We start from the raw sequence: 19646 nt of genomic DNA on the forward strand, positions 1-19646 counted from the left end.
CCGGGAGACCCGGCTTAGATTGATGAAGGATGGGGCAGGGATCAGGCGATACGCAGCGCGTCTTTCACCACGGAAAGGCTGATTTTGACCGGCACTGATTTCGAGGTCGGCGTGCCGCTGTCGTCACCAAAGCTGGAGAGAGGGACCAGCGGATTGGTTTCCGGATAGTAGGCCGCCAGGTTGCCACGCGGAATATTGTAAGGCACCAGCTTAAAGCCGCTGACGCGACGGGTAATGCCGTCATTCCACAGCGTTTCGATATCGACGTTGTCGCCTGCCGACAGTCCCTGCGCCGCCAAATCATCCGGATGGATAAACAGCACCTCACGCTGACCGTAAACGCCGCGATAGCGGTCATCCAGCCCGTAGATAGTGGTGTTGTACTGATCGTGCGACCGCAGCGTTTGCAGGGTAAAAGGCACCTCAACGCCGTCCAGCTGTGGGAACAGTGAGTCCGGCAGCCTGGCAGGGCTGAACTGCGCTTTGTTGTGCAGCGTATTAAAGCGGAACTCAGCAGCGGCATTGCCCAGATAGAATCCGCCTTTGATGTCGCACTTCGCGTTAAAATCATCGAAACCCGGAATGGTGGCGGCGATATGGTCGCGGATCAGGTTGTAATTGCCCGCCAGCGCCTGCCAGTCAACTTTTTCACTGCCGAGCACCGCCTGCGCGATACCGGCGACAATCCAGGTTTCAGAACGCTGGGTGTCTGCCAGAGGTTTACCCACGCCTTCGGAAGCGTGAACCATGCTGAATGAATCTTCCACGGTAATAAACTGGGGGCCGGTCGCCTGAATATCCTGTTCGGTACGACCCAGCGTCGGCAGGATCAGTGCATCTTCGGAACCGGGGCAGAGGTGGCTGCGATTGAGCTTGGTGCTGATCTGTACGGTCAGGCCGCAGCGGCGAATCGCCTCTTCGGTACGCGGGCTGTCCGGCGCGGCGGCCGCAAGGTTTCCGCCGAGGGCGATAAGCACTTTCACTTCGCCGCGCAGCATAGCTTCCAGCGCTTCAACCGTATTGTGGCCAGCGTCGCGAGGTGGCTCAAAATCAAAGTGCTTTGCCATACTGTCCAGGAAAGCCTGAGAGGGTTTCTCATCGATCCCCATCGTGCGGTTGCCCTGCACGTTACTGTGACCGCGAACCGGGCAGAGGCCTGCGCCTTTTTTACCCAGCTGACCAAATAACAACTGCAGGTTAACGATTTCGCGAACGGTATCAACCGAGTGTTTATGCTGGGTGATCCCCATCGCCCAGGTACAAATAACCCGATCGGCACTCTGATAAATGGCTGCCGCTTCACGCAGCTGCTGCTCAGTCAGCCCGGACTGCTTCTCTATCTGTGTCCATTCGGTCGACTCAACCACCGCCAGATACTCTTCCATACCTTCGGTTTTGGCGTTGATAAACACATCGTCAAACAGCCCTTTTGCGCCAGTGGCAATCAGTGCCTTATGGGTTTCGTTCAGCGCTTTGACCATGCCGCGTATGGCCGCCATATCGCCGCCGAGATTCGGCTGGTAATAGGTGGAGCTAATGGATCCGGCTTTGCTGGTCACCACTTCCAGCGGTTTTTGCGGGTCGGCAAAACGCTCAAGGCCGCGCTCGCGCAGGGTATTAAAGGTGACGATTTTTGCCCCGTGATCGGCCGCATGACGCAGGCTGTGCAGCATACGCGGATGGTTGGTGCCGGGGTTCTGACCAAAGACAAAAATCGCGTCGGCATGGTCAAAATCATCAAGCAGGATGGTGCCTTTACCCACGCCAATGCTGCGCTTCAGGCCGGTACCGCTGGCCTCATGGCACATATTGGAGCAGTCAGGGAAGTTGTTACTGCCGTGCAGGCGCCCAAAGAGCTGATACAGCCATGAGGCTTCATTGCTGGCGCGACCGGAGGTATAAAGCTCCATCTGATCGGGATTGTCCATCGCATGAATATGTTTGGCAATCAGCGCAAAGGCCGCATCCCAGCTAATGGGTTCGTAATGATCGGTTTGACGATTATAGCGCAGCGGTTCGGTCAGGCGACCCTGGTACTCCAGGAAGTAGTCGCTCTGCTGATAGAGGGCGGAAACGCTGTACTGGGCGAAAAAACGGGCATCAATGAAGCGACGCGTGGCTTCCCAGGTTACCGCTTTGGCACCGTTTTCACAGAAGCTGAAGGTACTTTTGTTATCGTCACCCCAGGCACAGCCCGGGCAGTCAAAGCCTTTCGCTTTGTTCATGCGCATCAGGTTGCGCATGTTTTTCAGAACTTGTTTGCTGTCGAAGACGAAACGGGTGGTGGCTTCAAGAGATCCCCAACCGCCGGCAGCTGCCTCATAGGGCTTGATTGCAGTTTTAAATTTCATATGGCTTCGCAGGTTTAATTTATGTTTTTAGGATGTTAATAAACTATTGCTTCTTTTATGGGATAAGTCTGCATTCAGGTAAAAAAATTGTCTAATTGATTGGTTTAATGGTGCGATAGCTAATGTTTATCGCGAAAGCGTGATGGGACTCAAACATTGCGCCATAAAACTATGAGCAAACCGTTCCCGCCCGGCGAATTGGCTAATAATTAGGCTTTCTCACCGACGCGTTGAGGGACCTATGAAAGAATTTGCCAGCAAAATCCACGCCTTCGGGAAGGCGCTGATGATGCCCATCTCCGTGATTGCGGCCGCCGGTATTTTCCTCGGCCTGGCGGCTGCCCTGCAAAATCCGGCCGTAACCGACGAAACCTTTGCCAGCTGGCCCCTCCCTCAACTGCTGATCGGCTTTATTCGTAAGGTGGCGGGCGCACTATTTGCTAACCTGCCGCTCTTTTTTGCCGTGGCCAGCGCCATTGGTCTGGCGAAAGCCGAAAAGCCCACCGCCGCGTTCGCCGCGGTGATCGGTTTTATTGCTATGCACGTTGGCATCAGTGCCACACTGGCGGCGCAGGGGCTGACCGCCGCGACCACCACGGCCGCAGCCCTTCAGGCAAAGGGGATGACGCAGACCGAAGCGCTGATGACCTCGGCGGAGTACACCGAAACGCTGGGCATCTTTACCTATAATATGAGCGTGCTCGGCGGGGTGATCGCCGGTTTGCTGACGGCGGCGCTCCATAACCGCTTCTATACCACGCAGCTTCCGATGGCCATCGGTTTCTTTGGCGGCAGGCGGCTGGTGCCCATCGTTACCGTGCTGGTTCTGCCACTGGCAGGGGTGCTGCTGGCTGGGATCTGGCCGACAATAGGTTCCGGGATAGCCTGGATTGGCGCACTGATTGGCCGAAGCGGTCAGTACGGCGCATTTCTGTATGGCAGCAGCGAGCGGCTGCTGATCCCCACCGGGCTTCACCACATTCTTAATGAAACCGTGCGTTTCACGCCTATAGGCGGTATCGCTCAGGTAGATAATCAGACGCTGGTAGGGGCTTTGAATATCTTTAATTACTCCCTTACGCATCCGCAAAGCCTCAGCGATGACGCGATACGCAGCGCCACCCGCTTTCTGGCGCAGGGCAAAATTCCGGTCATGATGTTCGGACTGCCCGCGGCCGCGCTGGCGATGTATCACTGCGCCCGCCCTGAACACAAACAGCGGGTAAAGGCCCTGATGCTGGCAGGCGCGCTGACCTCGTTTACCACCGGCATTACCGAACCGCTGGAGTTCTGTTTTATCTTCGTCTCCCCGGTGCTGTACCTGCTACACGCGCTGCTCAGCGGCCTCTCTTTTATGCTGATGTCAGTGCTGCACCTGATGATTGGCAACGTACAGGGCGGTGCCATCGATCTGATGGTCTTTGGGGTGCTGGGCGGCAGCAAAACGCAGTGGTGGTGGACGCTGGTGCTGGGCGCGCTCTATATACCGGTATATTACTACGGTTTCCGCTTTATTATTCTGCGCATGCGGGTCGAAACCCCCGGCAGAGAGTCGGAAGAGGAGGATAAACAATCCGCTATCTCCGATGCCGGAGAGCGCACGCGGATCATTATCAGCGGGCTGGGCGGCGAAGCCAATATAGAGGATATTGATTGCTGCTTTACCCGACTGCGGGTGAGGGTTAAAGCGATGCAGGAGGTGGATGACAAAACCCTGCTAACGACCGGGGCAAACGGCGTAAAGCGCGTCAGCGATCATGACGTACAGGTTGTTTACGGTCCGCAGGTTGAGAACATCGCCAACGAGGTCAAAACAGCACTCGGCGTCACCTGAATGGATCTGAAACCAGGAAAAGAGTGCGGTTGTTTACACCATTGAAACATGGGACGCTGTGTCAGTATAGGACTTCCCGCATCCGGCTCAGCGTCAACATGATTACCCCGCTGACTGTACCTAATGACGTGATATTAAAAAATAATGGATATAAAACAGCTTATTTACCTGGTCAACCTTGAGCGCGAAAGGCACTTTGGCCGCGCCGCAGAGGCCAGTTTTGTCAGTCAGCCCACGCTTTCGATGCGCCTGAAAAACCTTGAGCGGGAGCTGGAACTGTCGCTGATTAACCGCAGCAACAACTTTGATGGCTTCACCGCCGAAGGCGAGCGGGTGCTGGTCTGGGCGCGGGAGATCGTGTCGGTTTACCAGGGGCTTAAACTGGAGGTGGAATCCCTTAAGCACGGGGTAAACGGTACGCTGCGTATTGGCGTGGTGCCGCAGTGCAGCCTCTCGCTGCCGCTGATGCTGAAAGTCATTGGCGACCGCTATCCCGATCTTGATTACCGGGTGGCGGTGCTGAGTGCCGATCAGCTGCTGGATGCGCTTAACAGCCACACCGTTGATGTCGGCATTGGCTTTTTTGAGCCTGCGACCCTGCGTGAGCTGCATTTTCAGGCCATCTCATTACAGGATGAAGGCGTGGAAGTGGTCTTCCACCCGCAACACTTCCCGCAGCTGGTGGGTGACGAGGCGCTGATGCTCGGCGAACTGACCGGAATCCCCCTCTGCCTTGCCGAGCAGACGCGCTATTTTCGGCGCTATCTGGATAGCCACTTTCGCGAAGCCGACGTCCGCCTGCGGGTGATACTGGAAACCACCTCGGTTTTTCAGCTGGTTCAGGCCACCCAGGTTGGCCTGGGCGCGCTGATTTCACCCTGCGGACACCTGCTTGCGGAAATGACCCCCGAGCTGCAACGACGCAGGCTGGTTATAGAGCCGATGGCCCGTCAGGCCGCAGTGGTGATTGCGGAGCCGGGCAGGGCGACACCGCTGTCACAGCACTTTTTTGATGAGGTACGCGGCTGGTCAGGCGGTCGTGCCCAGTGACTGCATCAGGCGGTTGTTCCAGCTGGCCAGCGCCGTACTCATAAAAATGTTCAGCATCAGGCCAGGCGTGAACCCCTGCGCCTTAAGCGGCTGGATCTGAGCGGCGTTCAAGCGCTCGGGCGAGCGGGTGAGCTGAGCCGCCGCCTGAATGATGGCCCGCTCTTCGTCGTTTGCTGCCGATATTGCCCGATCCGTTCCCTGCTGCAACGCATCACGCAGCGCGCCTGACGGATAGCGGTAGAAACAGGCTGCACTGCCGTTAATCCTCGCCGCCACGGCCGCCGCCAGCGCGCCTTCCGGCGTATCAAGCGACGCTTCCAGCGCGCCAAACAACCTGCCCCAGCCATAAAGTGCCGACGCGTCATGCGCTAAAAGCCATGCGCTCTCCTTCAGCACCGCCTGTGGCTGGCAAAAGGTCAACGCTTCCAGCTGCCGCGCGGACGCATAGCGCAGCTCGACAGGCGACAGCTGCGGCTGCCAGCGGTCGCCGGGTAAAAAGGGGTCCGCATCCGCGGGTATGTTCACGCCGGGGATCCAGCAAACTGGCCGCGCCAGCAGCGCGTGAATACCGGCCACCACGCGAGCCTGGTAGCTGACGAAGCCGATTATCTGGCTGAAGGTGATAATATCCGGTGCCGTCAGGCCAACCTCATCCAGGCGCATAAGCGTAGCGGGGGTGATCAGCGTGGGCTGGCTGGCCAGCTGGCGGGCATATTCCGTTATTTGCGTCAGGCGATGATTACTTTCGCGCGAGGAGTCCGGGCCAGGCAGCGGATTAAGCCGCGCAGCGTAGTGATTACACAGACGCTGAATACCGGTAACCTGCGCGACGGTCAGCGCGGTGCTCAGCCGGTCATACAGCGTCAGGGTGTGCGTCAGGCTGGTCGTGACCTGTCGGGGAAGCAGCACATCGTACATTTCACGGGAAGCGAGCAGAGCAGGCTGCGCCAGGAACAGCGTCTCCTGTAATTCACCCGTGCAGGCTGATGCCAGGCCTAGCAAAAATCTGTCTTCGATATCGGCCGCTTCAGGCACCAGCGGGGCAGCCTGCGACGTGAGCGTGGACTGTGTTTCATGATACCAGTGACTGTTGCCGGAAAAACGGCGCTGTTCCATGGTCATTCCTTTTCAAGTTAGCCGGCCCGGCGAAAGGGTGAAAGGCGGCAAAACGCGTTGACCGGGCCTGAAGAACAGAATCATCCTGGCGCAACGGGAGAAGTGAACCAAAGACCAATCGGTGCTAATTAATAGCGTAAAGGTATAATGAGGTTAGCGATCCTTGCGCCAGGCGTCGGCGGTCAGGGCTTCGCCAAAGTGACTGCTAATCAGGCGTCGGGTCAGGTCGTGCAGCGGGCTGGCCATCACATCCGCGGTGCTGCCGCGCTCCACCACTTCTCCCTGATGCATGACCAGCACCTTGTCGCTGATATGCTTCATCATCCCCAAATGCTGGGTCACATAGATATAGGCGATGCCGTGCTTATCCTGTAGCTCCAGCATCAGATTAACCAGCTGTGAACGCATCGACATATCCAGCGAGGCCAGCGCCTCATCGGCGACAATGACCTTCGGCTGAAGGATAAGCGCGCGCGCCAGGCCCACGCGCTGCCGCTGCCCGGGCGCCAGCATATGGGGGTAGTAGGCAGCATGATCTCTGAGCAGGCCCACCTGGCGCAGCGTAGCGATAATGCGCTCTTCGCGCGCTTCGGCTGAGAGATCGGTATTGAGCCTGAGGGGAAAGTCCAGAATCTGACTGATGCGCTGACGCGGGTTTAGGGATGTAGAGGGATCCTGAAATATCATGCGAATACGCTGGCTGCGATAGCCATAGTCGCCGTATTCCAGCGGCCGGTCATCGATAATAATATCGCCAGCGGTCGGCGCAATCATGCCGCTGAGCATTTTCGCCAGAGTGGACTTCCCCGAGCCGTTCTCACCGATAATCGCCAGCGTCTGCCCCTCAGACAGGGTAAAACTGACGGATTTTACCGCCTCAACGTGCTGACGCCGGAACAGGCCCGTACGGTAGCGGTAAGTTTTGCTCAGCGCGCGCACTTCAAGCAGCGTATCCACCATTACGGACTCTCCATATTGAGCGGGAAGTGGCAGGCGTACAGGTGGCTTTTCGTCCCGGTTAGCCTCGGCGTCTGAATGCAGGTCTTCTGGGCATAGGGGCAGCGAGGACCCAGCCGACAGCCGATCGGCAGATGTTCAAGCGAAGGGATCGCGCCGGGAAGCGTATTCAGCCGACTTTTATGCGGCAGCGCGCGGCCAAAGTCCGGCATGGCGCGGATCAGCGCCTGGGTATAAGGATGGTGCGGCGTATCGAGCAGATCGGGACTCAACGCAGTTTCCACCGTCTGGCCGCAGTACATCACATTGATGCGGTTAGCCCAGTGGCTCAGCATCTGAAGATCGTGGCTGATCAGCAGTATCGTGGTGTTATTGTTCTGATTAAGCCGCGACAGCAGCCGAAAAATTTGCGCCTGGGTGGTCGGTTCCATAGCATTGGTTGGCTCATCCGCAATCAGCAGCCGCGGCTGGTTCGCCAGCGCGATGGCAATCATCACCTTCTGACACTCGCCCTCGGTCAGCTCATAGGGGAAACTGCTCATAATCTCGCTATGGTCTTTAATCCCCACGCGGTGAAGCAGCTCAACGGCCCGGCGCTGCCGCCAGCGAAAGCGCTGATACCAGCGGCCTTTCCACGTCCAGCCGGGGATGGCCTGCACCAGCTGACGTCCAACGCTTGCAGAGGGATCCAGGCAGGACTGCGGCTCCTGAAAAATCATCGAAATATTGTGGCCGATGATTTTGCGACGCTCGCGCGGAGAAAGATGCAGGAGATCGATATCATCAAAGCGCATACGATCGGCGGTTACGCGCCAGTTATCGCGGGTTACGCCGCAAATCGCCTTAGCTATCAGGCTCTTACCGGAACCGGACTCGCCCACCAGCCCGCGAACCTCGCCCGCGCTTAGCGTCATACTGACGCGATCCACGGCCTTCACCGGTCCGTCAGCGGTGATAAATTCAATGGTCAGATTACGAATATCGAGCAGCGGCATCTATTCAACTCCCGATACAATGGCGCGGCGGATGCCGTCACCCAGCAAATTGACGATCAGTACGCTCAGCATAATGGCGCCGCCGGGCAGCATCACTGTCCAGGGGGCCACGTAAATCAACTCCAGCGCATCACCCAGCATCGCGCCCCATTCAGGTGAGGGCAACTGCGCACCTAAATCGAGAAAACCCAGTGCGGCAATGTCCAGGATCGCCATCGACAGCGCGCGGGTAAATTCACTCACCAGCAGTCCAAGGATATTGGGGAAAATCGCATGGCGAAGAATATTCATGCTGGTGGCCCCGTCCAGCCTGGCCGCGACCACATAGTCCTTCTCAAGCTCGTCATGCACCGCCGTATAGATGGCGCGAACCAGCCGGGGCAGTATCGCCAGAAACACCGCCAGCAGCGCATGTTCAAGCCGTGGTCCCATAAAGGCCACCACGATAATTGCCAGCAGCAGGGAGGGCAGCGAGAGCAGCGTATCCAGCACGTGATTAAGCAGGGCGGATCGCAGCCCGCGGGTCAGGCCGGCCATCACTCCCAGCACCATGGCGCAGACGGCGGCAAGCAGGGTCACCAGAATCGCCGACCCCACGGTGGGGGCGGCACCGCTCAGCAGACGGCTCAGCACGTCACGACCCAAATCGTCGGTGCCGAGAAAGAATGAGACATCGCCATAGCGCGACCAGGAGGGCGGCATCAGCTGATAGCCCAGAAACTGCTGGTCGAGACCGTAAGGAGCCAGCAGGCGGCCAAAGATGCACACCAGCAGCAGCGCAATAAAGGTATAAAAGCCGATCATTGCGGTGGTATCCCGGTAAAACAGGCCCCAGGTGTGGCGAAGCGGACTGGGTAACCGCTTCTCGTCGTAAATGTTATCTGAGGGCATACCACTCCTTATGCTTAAGTGGCGTGGTGAGAGCACCGAGAATATCCGCCAGAACGTTAACGGTGATCACCAGTCCACCCACCGTCATTACGCCCGCAGAGATAGCCGCGTAATCCTGCTGGCGAATGGCATCCACCAGCCAGCGGCCCAGACCTGGCCAGCTAAATACCACTTCGGTGATCATTGCCAGCGTCAGCATGGTTGAAAATTGCAGTCCCAGGCGGGGTATAACCGGTGGCAGCGCGTTATGCAGCACGTGACGCCGGATAATGGTCATCAGCGACAGCCCCCGGGTGGCGGCGGCCTTAATATAGTTTTTCTCCATCACCTCACGCGTACTGATGCGCAGCAGTCGGATCACCTCGGTAGTTGGCGCGACGGCCAGCGCCGTCACCGGCAGAATGGCGTGCATCAGCGCGCTGATCATCATTTCATGCCGCCAGGGGGAGTGGCTAAGCCAGGCGTCAATCAGCGCAAAGCCGGTGATATTTTTGACCGGGTAAAGCAGGTCAAACCGCCCTGAAACGGGCAGCCAGCCGAGATTCAGCGAGAAATAGAGCGTCAGCAGCAGCGCCAGCCAGAACACCGGCAGGGAGAATCCGAGCAGTGCAATCGCGCTGATAAGCTTATCCTGCCATTTATTGCGCATGACGCCTGCGGCGATGCCCAGTGGAATACCAATCAGCATGGCCAGTGAAAAAGCCAGCAGGCAGAGCTCAAGCGTGGCCGGAAACACTTCCCGTATCTGCGGGCCTATTGGTTCGCCGTTGATACTCGACACGCCGAAATCGAGCTGGAAAAGCCCTTTATACCAGAACACAAAAGCATCGCTAAATGAGGCGCCCTGTAGCGGGGCATGCGGGGTATAATAACTCAGGCTAAAGCCCACCAGCGTCAGCATAAATAGCGTCACCAGCCACAGCACCAGCCTTCGCAGAGTGTAAATTACCATATTATTTCTCCCCAGCCTTATCGCGATGAACGCCGGCAAACGACGCATTACCAAAGGGACTCAGTATCAGACCGTGAATATCGGCCCGGTAGGCCTGCAGACGGAGAGAATAAGCCAGCGGCAGCACCGGTAAAGATTTTGCCAGCATGCTTTGCGCCTGAGCGTAGTAGTCGATGCGCGATGAAAGATGCTGGGAGAGCAGGGCCTTATGCAGCACGTCATCCAGCGCGGCATCGCACCAGTGCGCATAATTCGTCTGCGATCCTATAGCCGCACAGCTCAGCAGCGGGCGAAAAAAACTGTCCGGATCGTTGCTGTCGGTTGCCCAGCCCGCCAGCGTCAAATCGTGGTTCATCTCCATCAGACGGGCTTCCTGAAAACGGCCTTCAACGGGGACGATAGTCACCGTCACGCCAACCTGCGCCAGGTCGGCCTGAATCAGCTCGGCGGTCTTTAACGGACTGGGATTCCACGCCTGAGAAGCCGAGGGCACCCACAGCGTGAGATGCAGGTCTTCCACGCCCTGTGCTTTCAGCAACTCGCGCGCCTTACCGGGATTGTATTCCGTCACCCGCGAATCATTATTATAGGCCCAGGAGGCGCGCGGCAGGATTGAGGCGGCGGTTTCCGCCGTACCGTAATAGATCGATTCCATCAGGCGTTCATTATTTATCGCCAGCGCCAGCGCCTGACGTACGTCCGGGCGGTCCAGCGGCGCTTTGCGGGTGTTAAAGGCCAGATAGGCGATATTCATCCCCGGTCGCAGCGTAAGCCGCAGGCGGGGATCGTCGCGCAGCACGGAAATCTGACTGGCCGCCGGGTAAGCCAGCACGTCGCACTCGCCGGTAAGCAGCTTCGACAGCCGTCCGGTGCCCCCCGCGCCCATATCAATCACCACCTGCGCCATGCGCGGCAGCCCCTTCCAGTAATCAGGATTGCGCGCCAGGCGAATATATTGTCCGGTACGATAATCACTGAGCATAAAAGGCCCGGTGCCCACCGGCTGACGGTCCATCTGCTCCTGATGGTCTGCGCGCGTCAGTTGTTCCGCATACTCTGCCGACAGCACCGGGGCGTAGTGGGTGGCCATATGCCAGAGAAAAGAGGCGTCAGGATTTTTTAACTGGATTTCAACGGTGTTCCGATCGAGCTTTTTCACGCTTTTAACCGCATCGGCAAATTGCAGGCTGTCAAAATAGGGATAGCTGCCCCCGTTAACGTTATGCCAGGGCGAACGGCGATCGAATATACGCTGAAAGCTGAAAACCACGTCGTCAGCGTCCATAGCGCGCGTGGGCGTGAACCAGGCGGTTTTCTGAAACGGGACGTTATGGCGCAGATGAAAACGGTAGGTGGCACCGTTATCCCGTATCTCCCAGCTTTCCGCCAGCTCGGGGATCAGCCGGTAAGTATAGGGGTCGACATCCAGCAGGCGGTCATACATCTGGGCGGCCAGCGTATCCACGACCAGTCCGCCGCTGGCCAGCTGCGGGTTGAACGTGGTTACCGCGCCGTTGACGCAGTAGACAAATCCGCTCTGGCGAATATCGCCCGGCGGGGCGGAGCAGGCAGAGGCGGAGGCCAGCAGAGCCAGTCCGGTCAGTAGGGTCGGGATGAGTGTGCGCATAGGTCATCTGAAAATCAGGCAATAATCAGAGTGTATCGCACTCTCCCGTATCGCCCAAAGTTTGCTTTCGTAACTGGCGCTTTTTCAACCTCCCTGAGCCTAAACGCCTAACCCAACGCCCGGCGGGTGGCTGCCAATACGCCCAGGGTTGCTATGGTAATGAGAAAAATTCTCAACAAAATGCTTTACAGACAGTAGTGAGAATGATTACTATTCAAATGCGCTTCGACGGTGGCTCTACTGAAGAAGAGCACGACATTGCTCACATTGCTTCCAGTAATACTTCAGCCCGCCTTGAGCGGGCTTTTTTTTGCTGTCATTTGATGCCGGAGGACGAAAAAAAACCCGCACGAGGCGGGCTTATTTCCACTTGCAGGATAGTAGGAGTATCCCGCTTGTTCAATTCGGGGTTAATGTAAAAAGGCCCGCGTTACCGGGCAGCAAGCATTACAAAAGGGGTTATCCAAAATTCACTCAGTACCAATCCCTCGCTTACTGATGACCACAGCCTACAGGGTTAAAACAAAATAGATATCATTGTCTTAAAATGGCGCAAAAATAAGCACGTTATGCATTTTAGAAATGACCTCAGCGCCGCGCGCGGGGTATGGAACTTTAGCTTCCAGGTGCAAAAGCGCCGCTGGCTAAAAACCACGACATAAAAGCGACGGCCGCAACGAGGATAATAACGGGTGGAATTAACTTCAGGTTCATCGGTGTTTCTCTGGGTTAAGGTTGAACAACGGCCTGTTTCTCGCCATTTATATCGTGCTTTTTCATCATCGCGCGCAGCTGATGATAGGTTACCCCCAGCAACACAGCCGCCCGGCGCTGGTTAAAGCGGGACTCCACCAGGGCTTTTTCCAGCAGCGCTTTTTCCTGTTCATTCTGCCAGCGGCGCAAATCCACGGGCAGGGTGGGTAGCTGCGGCGCAGCCGCCGGTGTTGATTGTGCCGTGAGCGCGGAGGAACGCCGCTGAAAAGGATCGAGGATAATATCATCCAGGGGCTGGTCGGGTTCTGCATGGCGGTATACTGAGCGTTCAACCACGTTTTTTAGCTCACGAATATTACCGGGCCAGTGATACGCCAGCAGCGTCTGCTGTGCGTGCTGAGTGAATCCGGCAAAAAGCATCAGTCCCAGTTCCCGACACATCTGTATGGCGAAATGGTTTGCCATGACCAGAATATCGCTGCGGCGTTCGCGCAGCGGGGGCAGTTGTACCACATCGAAGGCGAGGCGATCGAGCAAATCCGCGCGGAATTTTCCCTGCTGCGCCAGCAGGGGCAGGTCGTCATTAGTAGCACAGACCAGCCTGACGCTGACCTGTAGCGGCTGACTTCCACCGACCCGCTCCAGCTGTCCGTACTCAATCACCCGCAAGAGCTTCTCCTGAACCAGCATCGGGGCCGTTGCCAGCTCATCCAGAAACAGCGTTCCTCCGTCTGCGCGCTCAAAGCGGCCCAGATGGCGCTTTTGCGCACCGGTAAAGGCGCCCGCCTCATGACCAAACAGCTCGGAGTCGAGCAGGTTTTCGTTCAGCGCCGCGCAGTTTAGCGAAATAAATGGCCCCTGCCAGCGGTCAGAGAGGTAGTGCAGGCGGCTGGCGATCAGCTCCTTGCCGGTTCCGCGCTCCCCGGTCACCAGCACCGGCTTGTTCAGCGGGGCAAGACGCGAAACCTGTTCCAGCACTTCAAGAAAGTTGTTCGACTCGCCCAGCAGGGTATCGTTAAATTCGCTCATGAAATTCACCATCTGTTAGTGATTTACACCACCTTAAACTTACCTTACCAGGGTGTAAAGTAATCTTTTTGTGGTAAATCAGTAAGATAAAAGTTGGCACGGGAATTGAATTAGATAACAGAGCGCACCGCGCCTGATAAACAGATTAATGAGGAGTGTAATTATGGGTATTTTTTCTCGCTTTGCTGACATCGTGAATGCCAACATTAACTCTCTGCTGGAAAAAGCGGAAGATCCGCAGAAGCTGGTTCGCCTGATGATTCAGGAAATGGAAGACACGCTGATTGAAGTCCGTTCCACTTCTGCCCGTGCGCTGGCAGAAAAGAAACAGCTCTCGCGTCGTATCGAGCAGGCGGAAACACAGCAGGCCGACTGGCAGGACAAAGCCGAGCTGGCTCTGCGCAAAGAGAAAGACGATCTGGCCCGCGCGGCGCTGATCGAAAAGCAGAAGCTGACAGAGCTGGTCACGACGCTGAGCCGGGAAGCGGAGCAGGTTGATGAGACGCTGGTACGTCTGAAGGGCGAGATCGGCGAGCTGGAGAAGAAGCTGAGCGAAACGCGCGCGCGTCAAAAAGCGCTGACTCTGCGTCACCAGGCGGCTTCGTCCTCTCGCGATGTGCGTCGCCAGCTGGACAGCGGTAAAATCGATCAGGCGATGGCGCGGTTTGAGTCGTTTGAACGCCGCATCGACCATATGGAAGCGGAAGCCGAAAGCCAGAGCTTTGGCAAGCAGCAGACGCTCGACCAGCGGTTTGCCGACCTGCACGCCGATGACGAAATCAGCGAGCAGCTGGCCGCGCTGAAAGCGAAAATGAACCGCGGCGAATAAGTCTTTGAATGGCACCCCTGTGGGTGCCCACGTCAGCTATCGGATAACTGTTTCAAGGAGAGTGAATGAGCGCGTTATTTCTGGCCATACCTTTAACCATTTTTATGCTGTTTGTGGCACCGGTCTGGTTATGGCTGCACTACAGTAACCGTCAGAATGGCGGTGCTGAACTGTCCCAGAGCGAGGTCCAGCGGCTACAGCAGCTCACGGCTGATGCCAAAAGGATGCGCGAGCGCATTCAGACGCTGGAAGAGATCCTTAACGCGGAGCATCCTAACTGGAGGCAGCCATGATTAACCTGACGTTTAAAGGCCGCAGGCTGTACCGCATTCCGGCCAGAGGTAAGATCAAGGGCGTCTGCGCGGGCCTGGCTGAATTTCTGGATATACCGGTGCAGCTGGTGCGGGTGATGGTGGTGCTGTCGCTTTTCTTCGGTGTTTTTATCTTCACCGCTATCGCTTATTTTGCGCTGGCCTTCCTGCTTGATGAAAAGCCGGACAGCGCGGCGACTGGCGCGCAACCCCGGCCTTGCGCGCGCGAACTGCTCGATGATTTGCAGAACGAACTGCGCGGCGTCGAGCTACCGCTACGCGAAATGGAACGCTATGTGACCTCAGAAACCTTTAGCGTTCGCAGTCGGTTTCGTCAGCTTTAATCCCGTTGTTCACGCGGGCTCGCATCCGGGCCCGATATAATTCTGGAGACACCCTTTGCGTAATGTTCATCAGACTTTTAACCGTCACGCCAGACCCGTTTTAAAGCAGGCTGGTAAATTTATGCTGCTCGGTGCGATGAGCTACGGCCCTGCGGGCCTGGCCGGCTGGGCGGTCAAATCTGTTGCGCGCCGCCCGCTAAAAATCGTGCTGGCCTGGGCACTGGAACCTCTCCTGCGCCGGATGATGCGTCACGCCACGGCGCGCTGGAATAAACCCTGAGGGCATGAACCCGCCATAAATTGCTACACTGGGTGACGCAATCACGCCAATACACCCGTTAACAGAGGTCCTTACACCTGGATGAAACGACTGCAAAGTGAATTACTTTCGCTGGTGAGTCGGGGAACGGATCGCCACCTGCGCCTTGCGGTTACCGGCCTGAGCCGCAGCGGAAAAACGGCTTTTATTACGTCTCTGATTAATCAGTTGCTTAACGTTAACGCCGGTGCGCGACTGCCATTCTTTACCGCCGTGCGGGAAGGGCGCCTACAGGGAGTCAAACGCATCACGCAGCGGGATATGGGCATCCCGCGTTTTACCTATGATGAAGGCCTGGCGCAGCTTTATGGCACGCCGCCCAACTGGCCAACGCCAACGCGAGGCGTCAGCGAAGTGCGTCTGGCGCTGCGCTACCGTTCCCGCGCGTCACTCCTGCGCCATTTTGCCGACACTGCAACGCTCACTTTGGAAATCGTCGACTATCCCGGCGAATGGCTGCTGGATCTGCCCATGCTGGCGCAGGATTATCTCAGCTGGTCGCGGCAGATGAACGACATGCTTACCGGGTCGCGGGCGGCGTGGTCAGCGCGATGGCGCGCGCTGTGTGCCGATCTTGATCCGCTGGCCCCCGCTGACGAAAACCGCCTGGCAGAAATCGCCGCCGCCTGGACAGATTATCTGCTGCGATGCAAGCAGGAAGGATTGCACTTTATCCAGCCGGGCAGATTTGTGCTGCCGGGAGAGATGGCGGGTGCGCCCGCGCTACAGTTCTTCCCCTGGCCGCAGGCGGATGCCGCGGATGACTCCACCCTGACACAGGCCGGGGCGGGCAGTAACTACGCCATGCTGAAAGCCCGCTTTCACTACTACTGTCAGCATGTGGTGAAGGGATTCTACAAAAATCATTTTCTGCGCTTTGACCGGCAGATCGTGCTGGTGGATTGCCTGCAGCCGCTGAACAGCGGTCCCGAAGCCTTTAACGATATGCGGCTGGCAATGACCCAGCTGATGCAAAGCTTCTCATATGGTCAGCGTACGCTGTTTCGCCGCCTGTTCTCACCGGTTATTGATAAACTGCTGTTTGCCGCGACCAAATCTGACCATGTCACCACCAGCCAGCATGCCAATCTGGTTTCGCTGCTGGAGCAGCTGGTGCAGGACGCACGGCAAAATGCAGCCTTTGAAGGCATTGACATCGACTGTGTGGCGCTGGCCGCCGTGCAGGCAACCGAAAGTGGCCTGGTTGATCATCAGGGAGAGAGCTTTCCGGCGCTGCGGGGTCACCGGCTAAACGATAACGCGCCGCTCACGGTTTTTCCGGGCGAGGTGCCGCCGCGCCTGCCGGGCGAGGCTTTTTGGCAGCAGCAGGGCTTTCATTTCGAACAGTTCCGGCCTCAGTCGATCGACAGGGACCGCCCGCTGCCGCATATCCGTATGGACTCTGCTTTGGAATTTCTACTGGGAGATAAGCTGCGATGACCACCCCGCTCAAACCGCGTATTGATTTTACACCCACGACAGGGGCGGAACAGGATCCCGCGTGCGGGTTCCAGCCGGATGTCTCAGCCGCTGACAGGGCCTCTGTGCTGCAACCCGCCCGGGCATTTGAGCCGGGGATTTCCACCTTCACCGTGCAGGATCCCCTTTCCGAACCCGAAGAGGAGAGCGCGGGTGAGCAGGTGGTGGAGGCCGCACTCCGCCCGCGACGCAGCCTGTGGCGAAAAATGGTGCGGGTTGGGCTGGGAATATTCGCCGTCAGCCTGGTGGCTCAGGGGGCGCAGTGGGCTCATACCGCATGGCTCCAGCAGGAGTGGGTGGCGATGGGCGGCTGCGTGGCGGGGGGAATGATTGTGCTGGCGGGCATTGGATCGCTGGTGACCGAATGGCGTCGGCTTTACCGGCTGCGTGAACGCGCGGAGGAAAGGGATGTCGCGCGCGGCCTGCTGGCCAGCCACGGCATGGGTAAAGGGCGTGAATTCTGCGAGAGACTGGCGCGCCAGGCGGGCCTGACCCGTCAGCATCCCGCGCTGCAACGCTGGCGGGGTGCCCTGCATGAAACCAATAACGACCGCGAAATCGTCGGGCTTTATGCCCGCATGGTCCAGCCCGAGCTGGATCGCCAGGCGCGCAGGGAAATTGGCCGCAGCGCGGCCGAATCAACGCTGATGATTGCCGTCAGCCCGCTGGCGTTAGTCGATATGGCCTTTATTGCCTGGCGCAACCTGCGGCTGGTTAATCGCATTGCCACGCTGTATGGCATTGAGCTGGGCTACTTCAGCCGGCTGCGTCTGTTCCGGCTGGTAATGCTCAACATTGCTTTTGCCGGCGCGTCAGAGCTGGTGAGAGAAGTCGGGATGGACTGGATGTCACAGGATCTTGCCGCCCGCTTTTCTGCCCGGGCCGCCCAGGGGATTGGTGCGGGCCTGCTGACCGCCAGGCTGGGCATTAAAACCATGGAGCTCTGTCGGCCGCTGCCCTGGATGGCGGGGGATAAGCCACGGCTCGGCGACTTCCGACGCGATCTGATTACCGAACTGAAAGAGACGCTGCGGAAAAATCCGGAAAAATAACCTGCAACCTGTCAACTTTTCCTTCCAGACACTTCTGACGTTAAGGATCATAAGGTATTATCGGCACTACGCCACCTGGAATGCCCCATTATAAATAAAGGTTATCACGCATGCGTCTGGAAGTTTTTTGTCAGGACCGGCTGGGTCTGACCCGCGAGCTGCTCGATCTGCTTGTGGATCGCAACATTGATCTTCGCGGTATCGAAATAGCCTCTATCGGGCGCATATACCTTAATTTCTCCCCGGTCGATTTTGAGTCCTTCAGCCAGCTGATGGCTGAAATCCGTCGCATTCCGAGCGTAACCGACGTGAAGACGGTGGCGTTTCTGCCGTCTGAACGCGAGCACCGTGCGCTCAGCGCACTGCTGATTGCGATGCCGGAACCGGTTTTTTCTATCGACCTGAAAAGCAAAATCGAACGGGTTAACCCGGCGGCTGAAAGGCTGTTCGCCCTTAACGAAGCGAAAATGCGCAGTTTAGGCGCGGGTGCGCTGATCCCGGGTTTTAACTTCCAGCGCTGGCTGGAAAATGAAAGCGACAAGCCGCAGGCGCTGCATGTGGTGATCCAGGGACGAGACTTCCTGATGGAGATCACGCCCATTTATGCCGCTGAAGATAATAACCACGCGGGCCAGCCTGCTGGCGCTGTGGTGATGCTCAAGTCTACGGCGAGAATGGGCCAGCAGCTGCAGAACCTGAAGGTCAATGACGATACCGATTTTCAGCATATTGTGGCGGTAAACCCGAAAATGCGGCAGGTCATCGATCAGGCCCGCAAGCTGGCGATGCTGGATGCGCCCCTGCTGATCGTTGGCGATACCGGCACCGGTAAGGACATGCTGGCCCGGGCCTGCCATCTGCGCAGTGCACGGGGCAAAAAGCCTTTCCTGGCCCTCAACTGCGCCTCCCTGCCGGATGATGTGGCCGAAAGCGAACTCTTTGGCCATGCCGCCGGGGCCTATCTGAATGCGCTTGAAGGCAAGAAGGGCTTCTTTGAACAGGCCAGCGGCGGTTCAGTGCTGCTGGATGAGATCGGCGAAATGACGCCCCGGATGCAGACCAAGCTGCTGCGTTTTCTGAACGATGGCACCTTCCGCCGCGTCGGTGAAGAGCACGAAGTTCACGTTGACGTCAGGGTAATCTGCGCCACGCAGAAGAACCTGACGGAAATGGTACAGCGCGGCGAATTCCGGGAAGATCTCTACTACCGCCTGAACGTGCTGACGCTCAATTTGCCGCCGCTGCGCGAGCGCGCGCAGGATATTCTGCCGTTAACCGATCTGTTTGTCGCCCGCTTTGCGGACGAACAGGGCGTAGCCAGACCGACGCTTTCCCCACAGCTAAGCGCCTTTCTCAGCCGTTATACCTGGCCTGGCAACGTTCGCCAGCTAAAAAATGTGCTTTACCGCGCCCTGACGCAGCTGGAAGGGGATGAGCTGCGGCCACAGGATATCATGCTGCCTGAATTTGCCCTGGATATGCCGCTGGGGGATGAGGCCATCGAGGGGTCGCTGGATGAGATCACCAGCCGGTTTGAGCGTTCAGTGCTGACCCGCCTTTATCTCAATTATCCCAGCACGCGTAAACTGGCGAAACGGCTCGGCGTGTCCCACACTGCGATAGCGAATAAACTTCGTGAATATGGTCTGAGCCAGAAAAGAGCGGGTGGCGAGGAGGATGCAACGTCCAAACAAGATGCGGGTAACGCGCCCCCGCAGTAAAAACGAGGCCGGTGCATAACCGGCCTGTGAGCGGTGTTTTGCCACACACTGGCATAACAGGGAATTTCACTCCCT

At 57.6% G+C, this 19646-nt stretch carries 18 protein-coding genes; 9 read left to right on the forward strand and 9 right to left on the reverse strand.

The genetic code is table 11. The features are described from left to right. Positions 1 to 41: 41 nt before the first annotated feature. Positions 42 to 2351: an FdhF/YdeP family oxidoreductase gene (locus AC4PCC_RS10195; protein ID WP_492127293.1), complete on the reverse strand. Its 2310-nt coding sequence runs from the start codon at positions 2349 to 2351 to the stop codon at positions 42 to 44. A 241-nt stretch (positions 2352 to 2592) separates the two neighbouring features. On the opposite strand from AC4PCC_RS10195, the gene AC4PCC_RS10200 reads away from it, so the two are divergent. Continuing rightward, on the forward strand, positions 2593 to 4185 hold the full coding sequence (locus tag AC4PCC_RS10200; protein ID WP_492127294.1) for a PTS transporter subunit EIIC: 1593 nt from the start codon (positions 2593 to 2595) through the stop codon (positions 4183 to 4185). Positions 4186 to 4329: 144 nt separating this feature from the next. Further along, the gene (locus AC4PCC_RS10205) at positions 4330 to 5235 is read left to right on the forward strand and encodes a LysR family transcriptional regulator (RefSeq protein ID WP_492127295.1); all 906 of its coding nucleotides are present in this window, start codon (positions 4330 to 4332) and stop codon (positions 5233 to 5235) included. On the opposite strand, the gene AC4PCC_RS10210 is transcribed toward AC4PCC_RS10205, so the two are convergent. From AC4PCC_RS10210 to pspF, 8 genes are all read right to left on the reverse strand, one after another. After that, positions 5215 to 6351 (reverse strand): CMD domain-containing protein, encoded by a 1137-nt coding sequence (locus AC4PCC_RS10210; RefSeq protein ID WP_492127296.1) that lies wholly within the window; start codon positions 6349 to 6351, stop codon positions 5215 to 5217. The two genes, AC4PCC_RS10205 and AC4PCC_RS10210, sit on opposite strands and share 21 nt — an antisense overlap. Positions 6352 to 6504: 153 nt before the next feature. Then, on the reverse strand, positions 6505 to 7311 hold the full coding sequence (gene sapF / locus AC4PCC_RS10215) for a putrescine export ABC transporter ATP-binding protein SapF (protein ID WP_067701565.1): 807 nt from the start codon (positions 7309 to 7311) through the stop codon (positions 6505 to 6507). Beyond that, on the reverse strand, positions 7311 to 8303 hold the full coding sequence (sapD, locus tag AC4PCC_RS10220; protein WP_492127297.1) for a putrescine export ABC transporter ATP-binding protein SapD: 993 nt from the start codon (positions 8301 to 8303) through the stop codon (positions 7311 to 7313). Before sapD ends, sapF begins: the two co-directional genes overlap by 1 nt. Next, a complete protein-coding gene (gene sapC, locus AC4PCC_RS10225; protein ID WP_492127298.1) occupies positions 8304 to 9194 on the reverse strand; it encodes a putrescine export ABC transporter permease SapC in 891 nt (296 codons plus the stop codon). Then, the gene (gene sapB, locus AC4PCC_RS10230; protein WP_492127299.1) at positions 9181 to 10146 is read right to left on the reverse strand and encodes a putrescine export ABC transporter permease SapB; all 966 of its coding nucleotides are present in this window, start codon (positions 10144 to 10146) and stop codon (positions 9181 to 9183) included. Before sapB ends, sapC begins: the two co-directional genes overlap by 14 nt. 1 nt (position 10147) lies before the next feature. Then, positions 10148 to 11773: an ABC transporter substrate-binding protein SapA gene (gene sapA / locus AC4PCC_RS10235; RefSeq protein WP_492127300.1), complete on the reverse strand. Its 1626-nt coding sequence runs from the start codon at positions 11771 to 11773 to the stop codon at positions 10148 to 10150. A gap of 615 nt (positions 11774 to 12388) precedes the next feature. Further along, positions 12389 to 12487 carry a YoaK family small membrane protein gene (locus tag AC4PCC_RS10240; RefSeq protein ID WP_156484926.1) on the reverse strand — a complete coding sequence of 33 codons (99 nt, stop codon included), beginning with the start codon at positions 12485 to 12487 and terminating at the stop codon, positions 12389 to 12391. 15 nt (positions 12488 to 12502) lie between these two features. Further along, on the reverse strand, positions 12503 to 13516 hold the full coding sequence (pspF, locus tag AC4PCC_RS10245; protein ID WP_492127301.1) for a phage shock protein operon transcriptional activator: 1014 nt from the start codon (positions 13514 to 13516) through the stop codon (positions 12503 to 12505). A gap of 163 nt (positions 13517 to 13679) precedes the next feature. Between pspF and pspA the strand changes: the two genes are divergently transcribed. From pspA to tyrR, 7 genes are all read left to right on the forward strand, one after another. After that, the gene (pspA, locus tag AC4PCC_RS10250; RefSeq protein WP_067701585.1) at positions 13680 to 14345 is read left to right on the forward strand and encodes a phage shock protein PspA; all 666 of its coding nucleotides are present in this window, start codon (positions 13680 to 13682) and stop codon (positions 14343 to 14345) included. A 65-nt stretch (positions 14346 to 14410) separates the two neighbouring features. Beyond that, the gene (gene pspB, locus AC4PCC_RS10255; protein ID WP_067701587.1) at positions 14411 to 14638 is read left to right on the forward strand and encodes an envelope stress response membrane protein PspB; all 228 of its coding nucleotides are present in this window, start codon (positions 14411 to 14413) and stop codon (positions 14636 to 14638) included. Next, positions 14635 to 15000 carry an envelope stress response membrane protein PspC gene (gene pspC / locus AC4PCC_RS10260; RefSeq protein ID WP_492127302.1) on the forward strand — a complete coding sequence of 122 codons (366 nt, stop codon included), beginning with the start codon at positions 14635 to 14637 and terminating at the stop codon, positions 14998 to 15000. The genes pspB and pspC overlap by 4 nt, the downstream gene beginning before the upstream one ends. 55 nt (positions 15001 to 15055) lie before the next feature. Beyond that, on the forward strand, positions 15056 to 15280 hold the full coding sequence (gene pspD, locus AC4PCC_RS10265; protein ID WP_073980943.1) for a phage shock protein PspD: 225 nt from the start codon (positions 15056 to 15058) through the stop codon (positions 15278 to 15280). A gap of 81 nt (positions 15281 to 15361) precedes the next feature. After that, entirely contained in the window at positions 15362 to 16759 is a 1398-nt protein-coding gene (locus AC4PCC_RS10270) for a YcjX family GTP-binding protein (protein ID WP_492127303.1), read from the forward strand. Then, positions 16756 to 17850, forward strand: coding sequence for a TIGR01620 family protein (locus AC4PCC_RS10275; RefSeq protein WP_492127304.1), 1095 nt, complete (start codon positions 16756 to 16758; stop codon positions 17848 to 17850). Before AC4PCC_RS10270 ends, AC4PCC_RS10275 begins: the two co-directional genes overlap by 4 nt. Before the next feature lie 110 nt (positions 17851 to 17960). After that, positions 17961 to 19571: a transcriptional regulator TyrR gene (gene tyrR, locus AC4PCC_RS10280; RefSeq protein ID WP_492127305.1), complete on the forward strand. Its 1611-nt coding sequence runs from the start codon at positions 17961 to 17963 to the stop codon at positions 19569 to 19571. The last annotated feature ends 75 nt before the right edge of the window (positions 19572 to 19646 follow it).

This window comes from Erwinia sp. L03-1 (assembly GCF_058686115.1).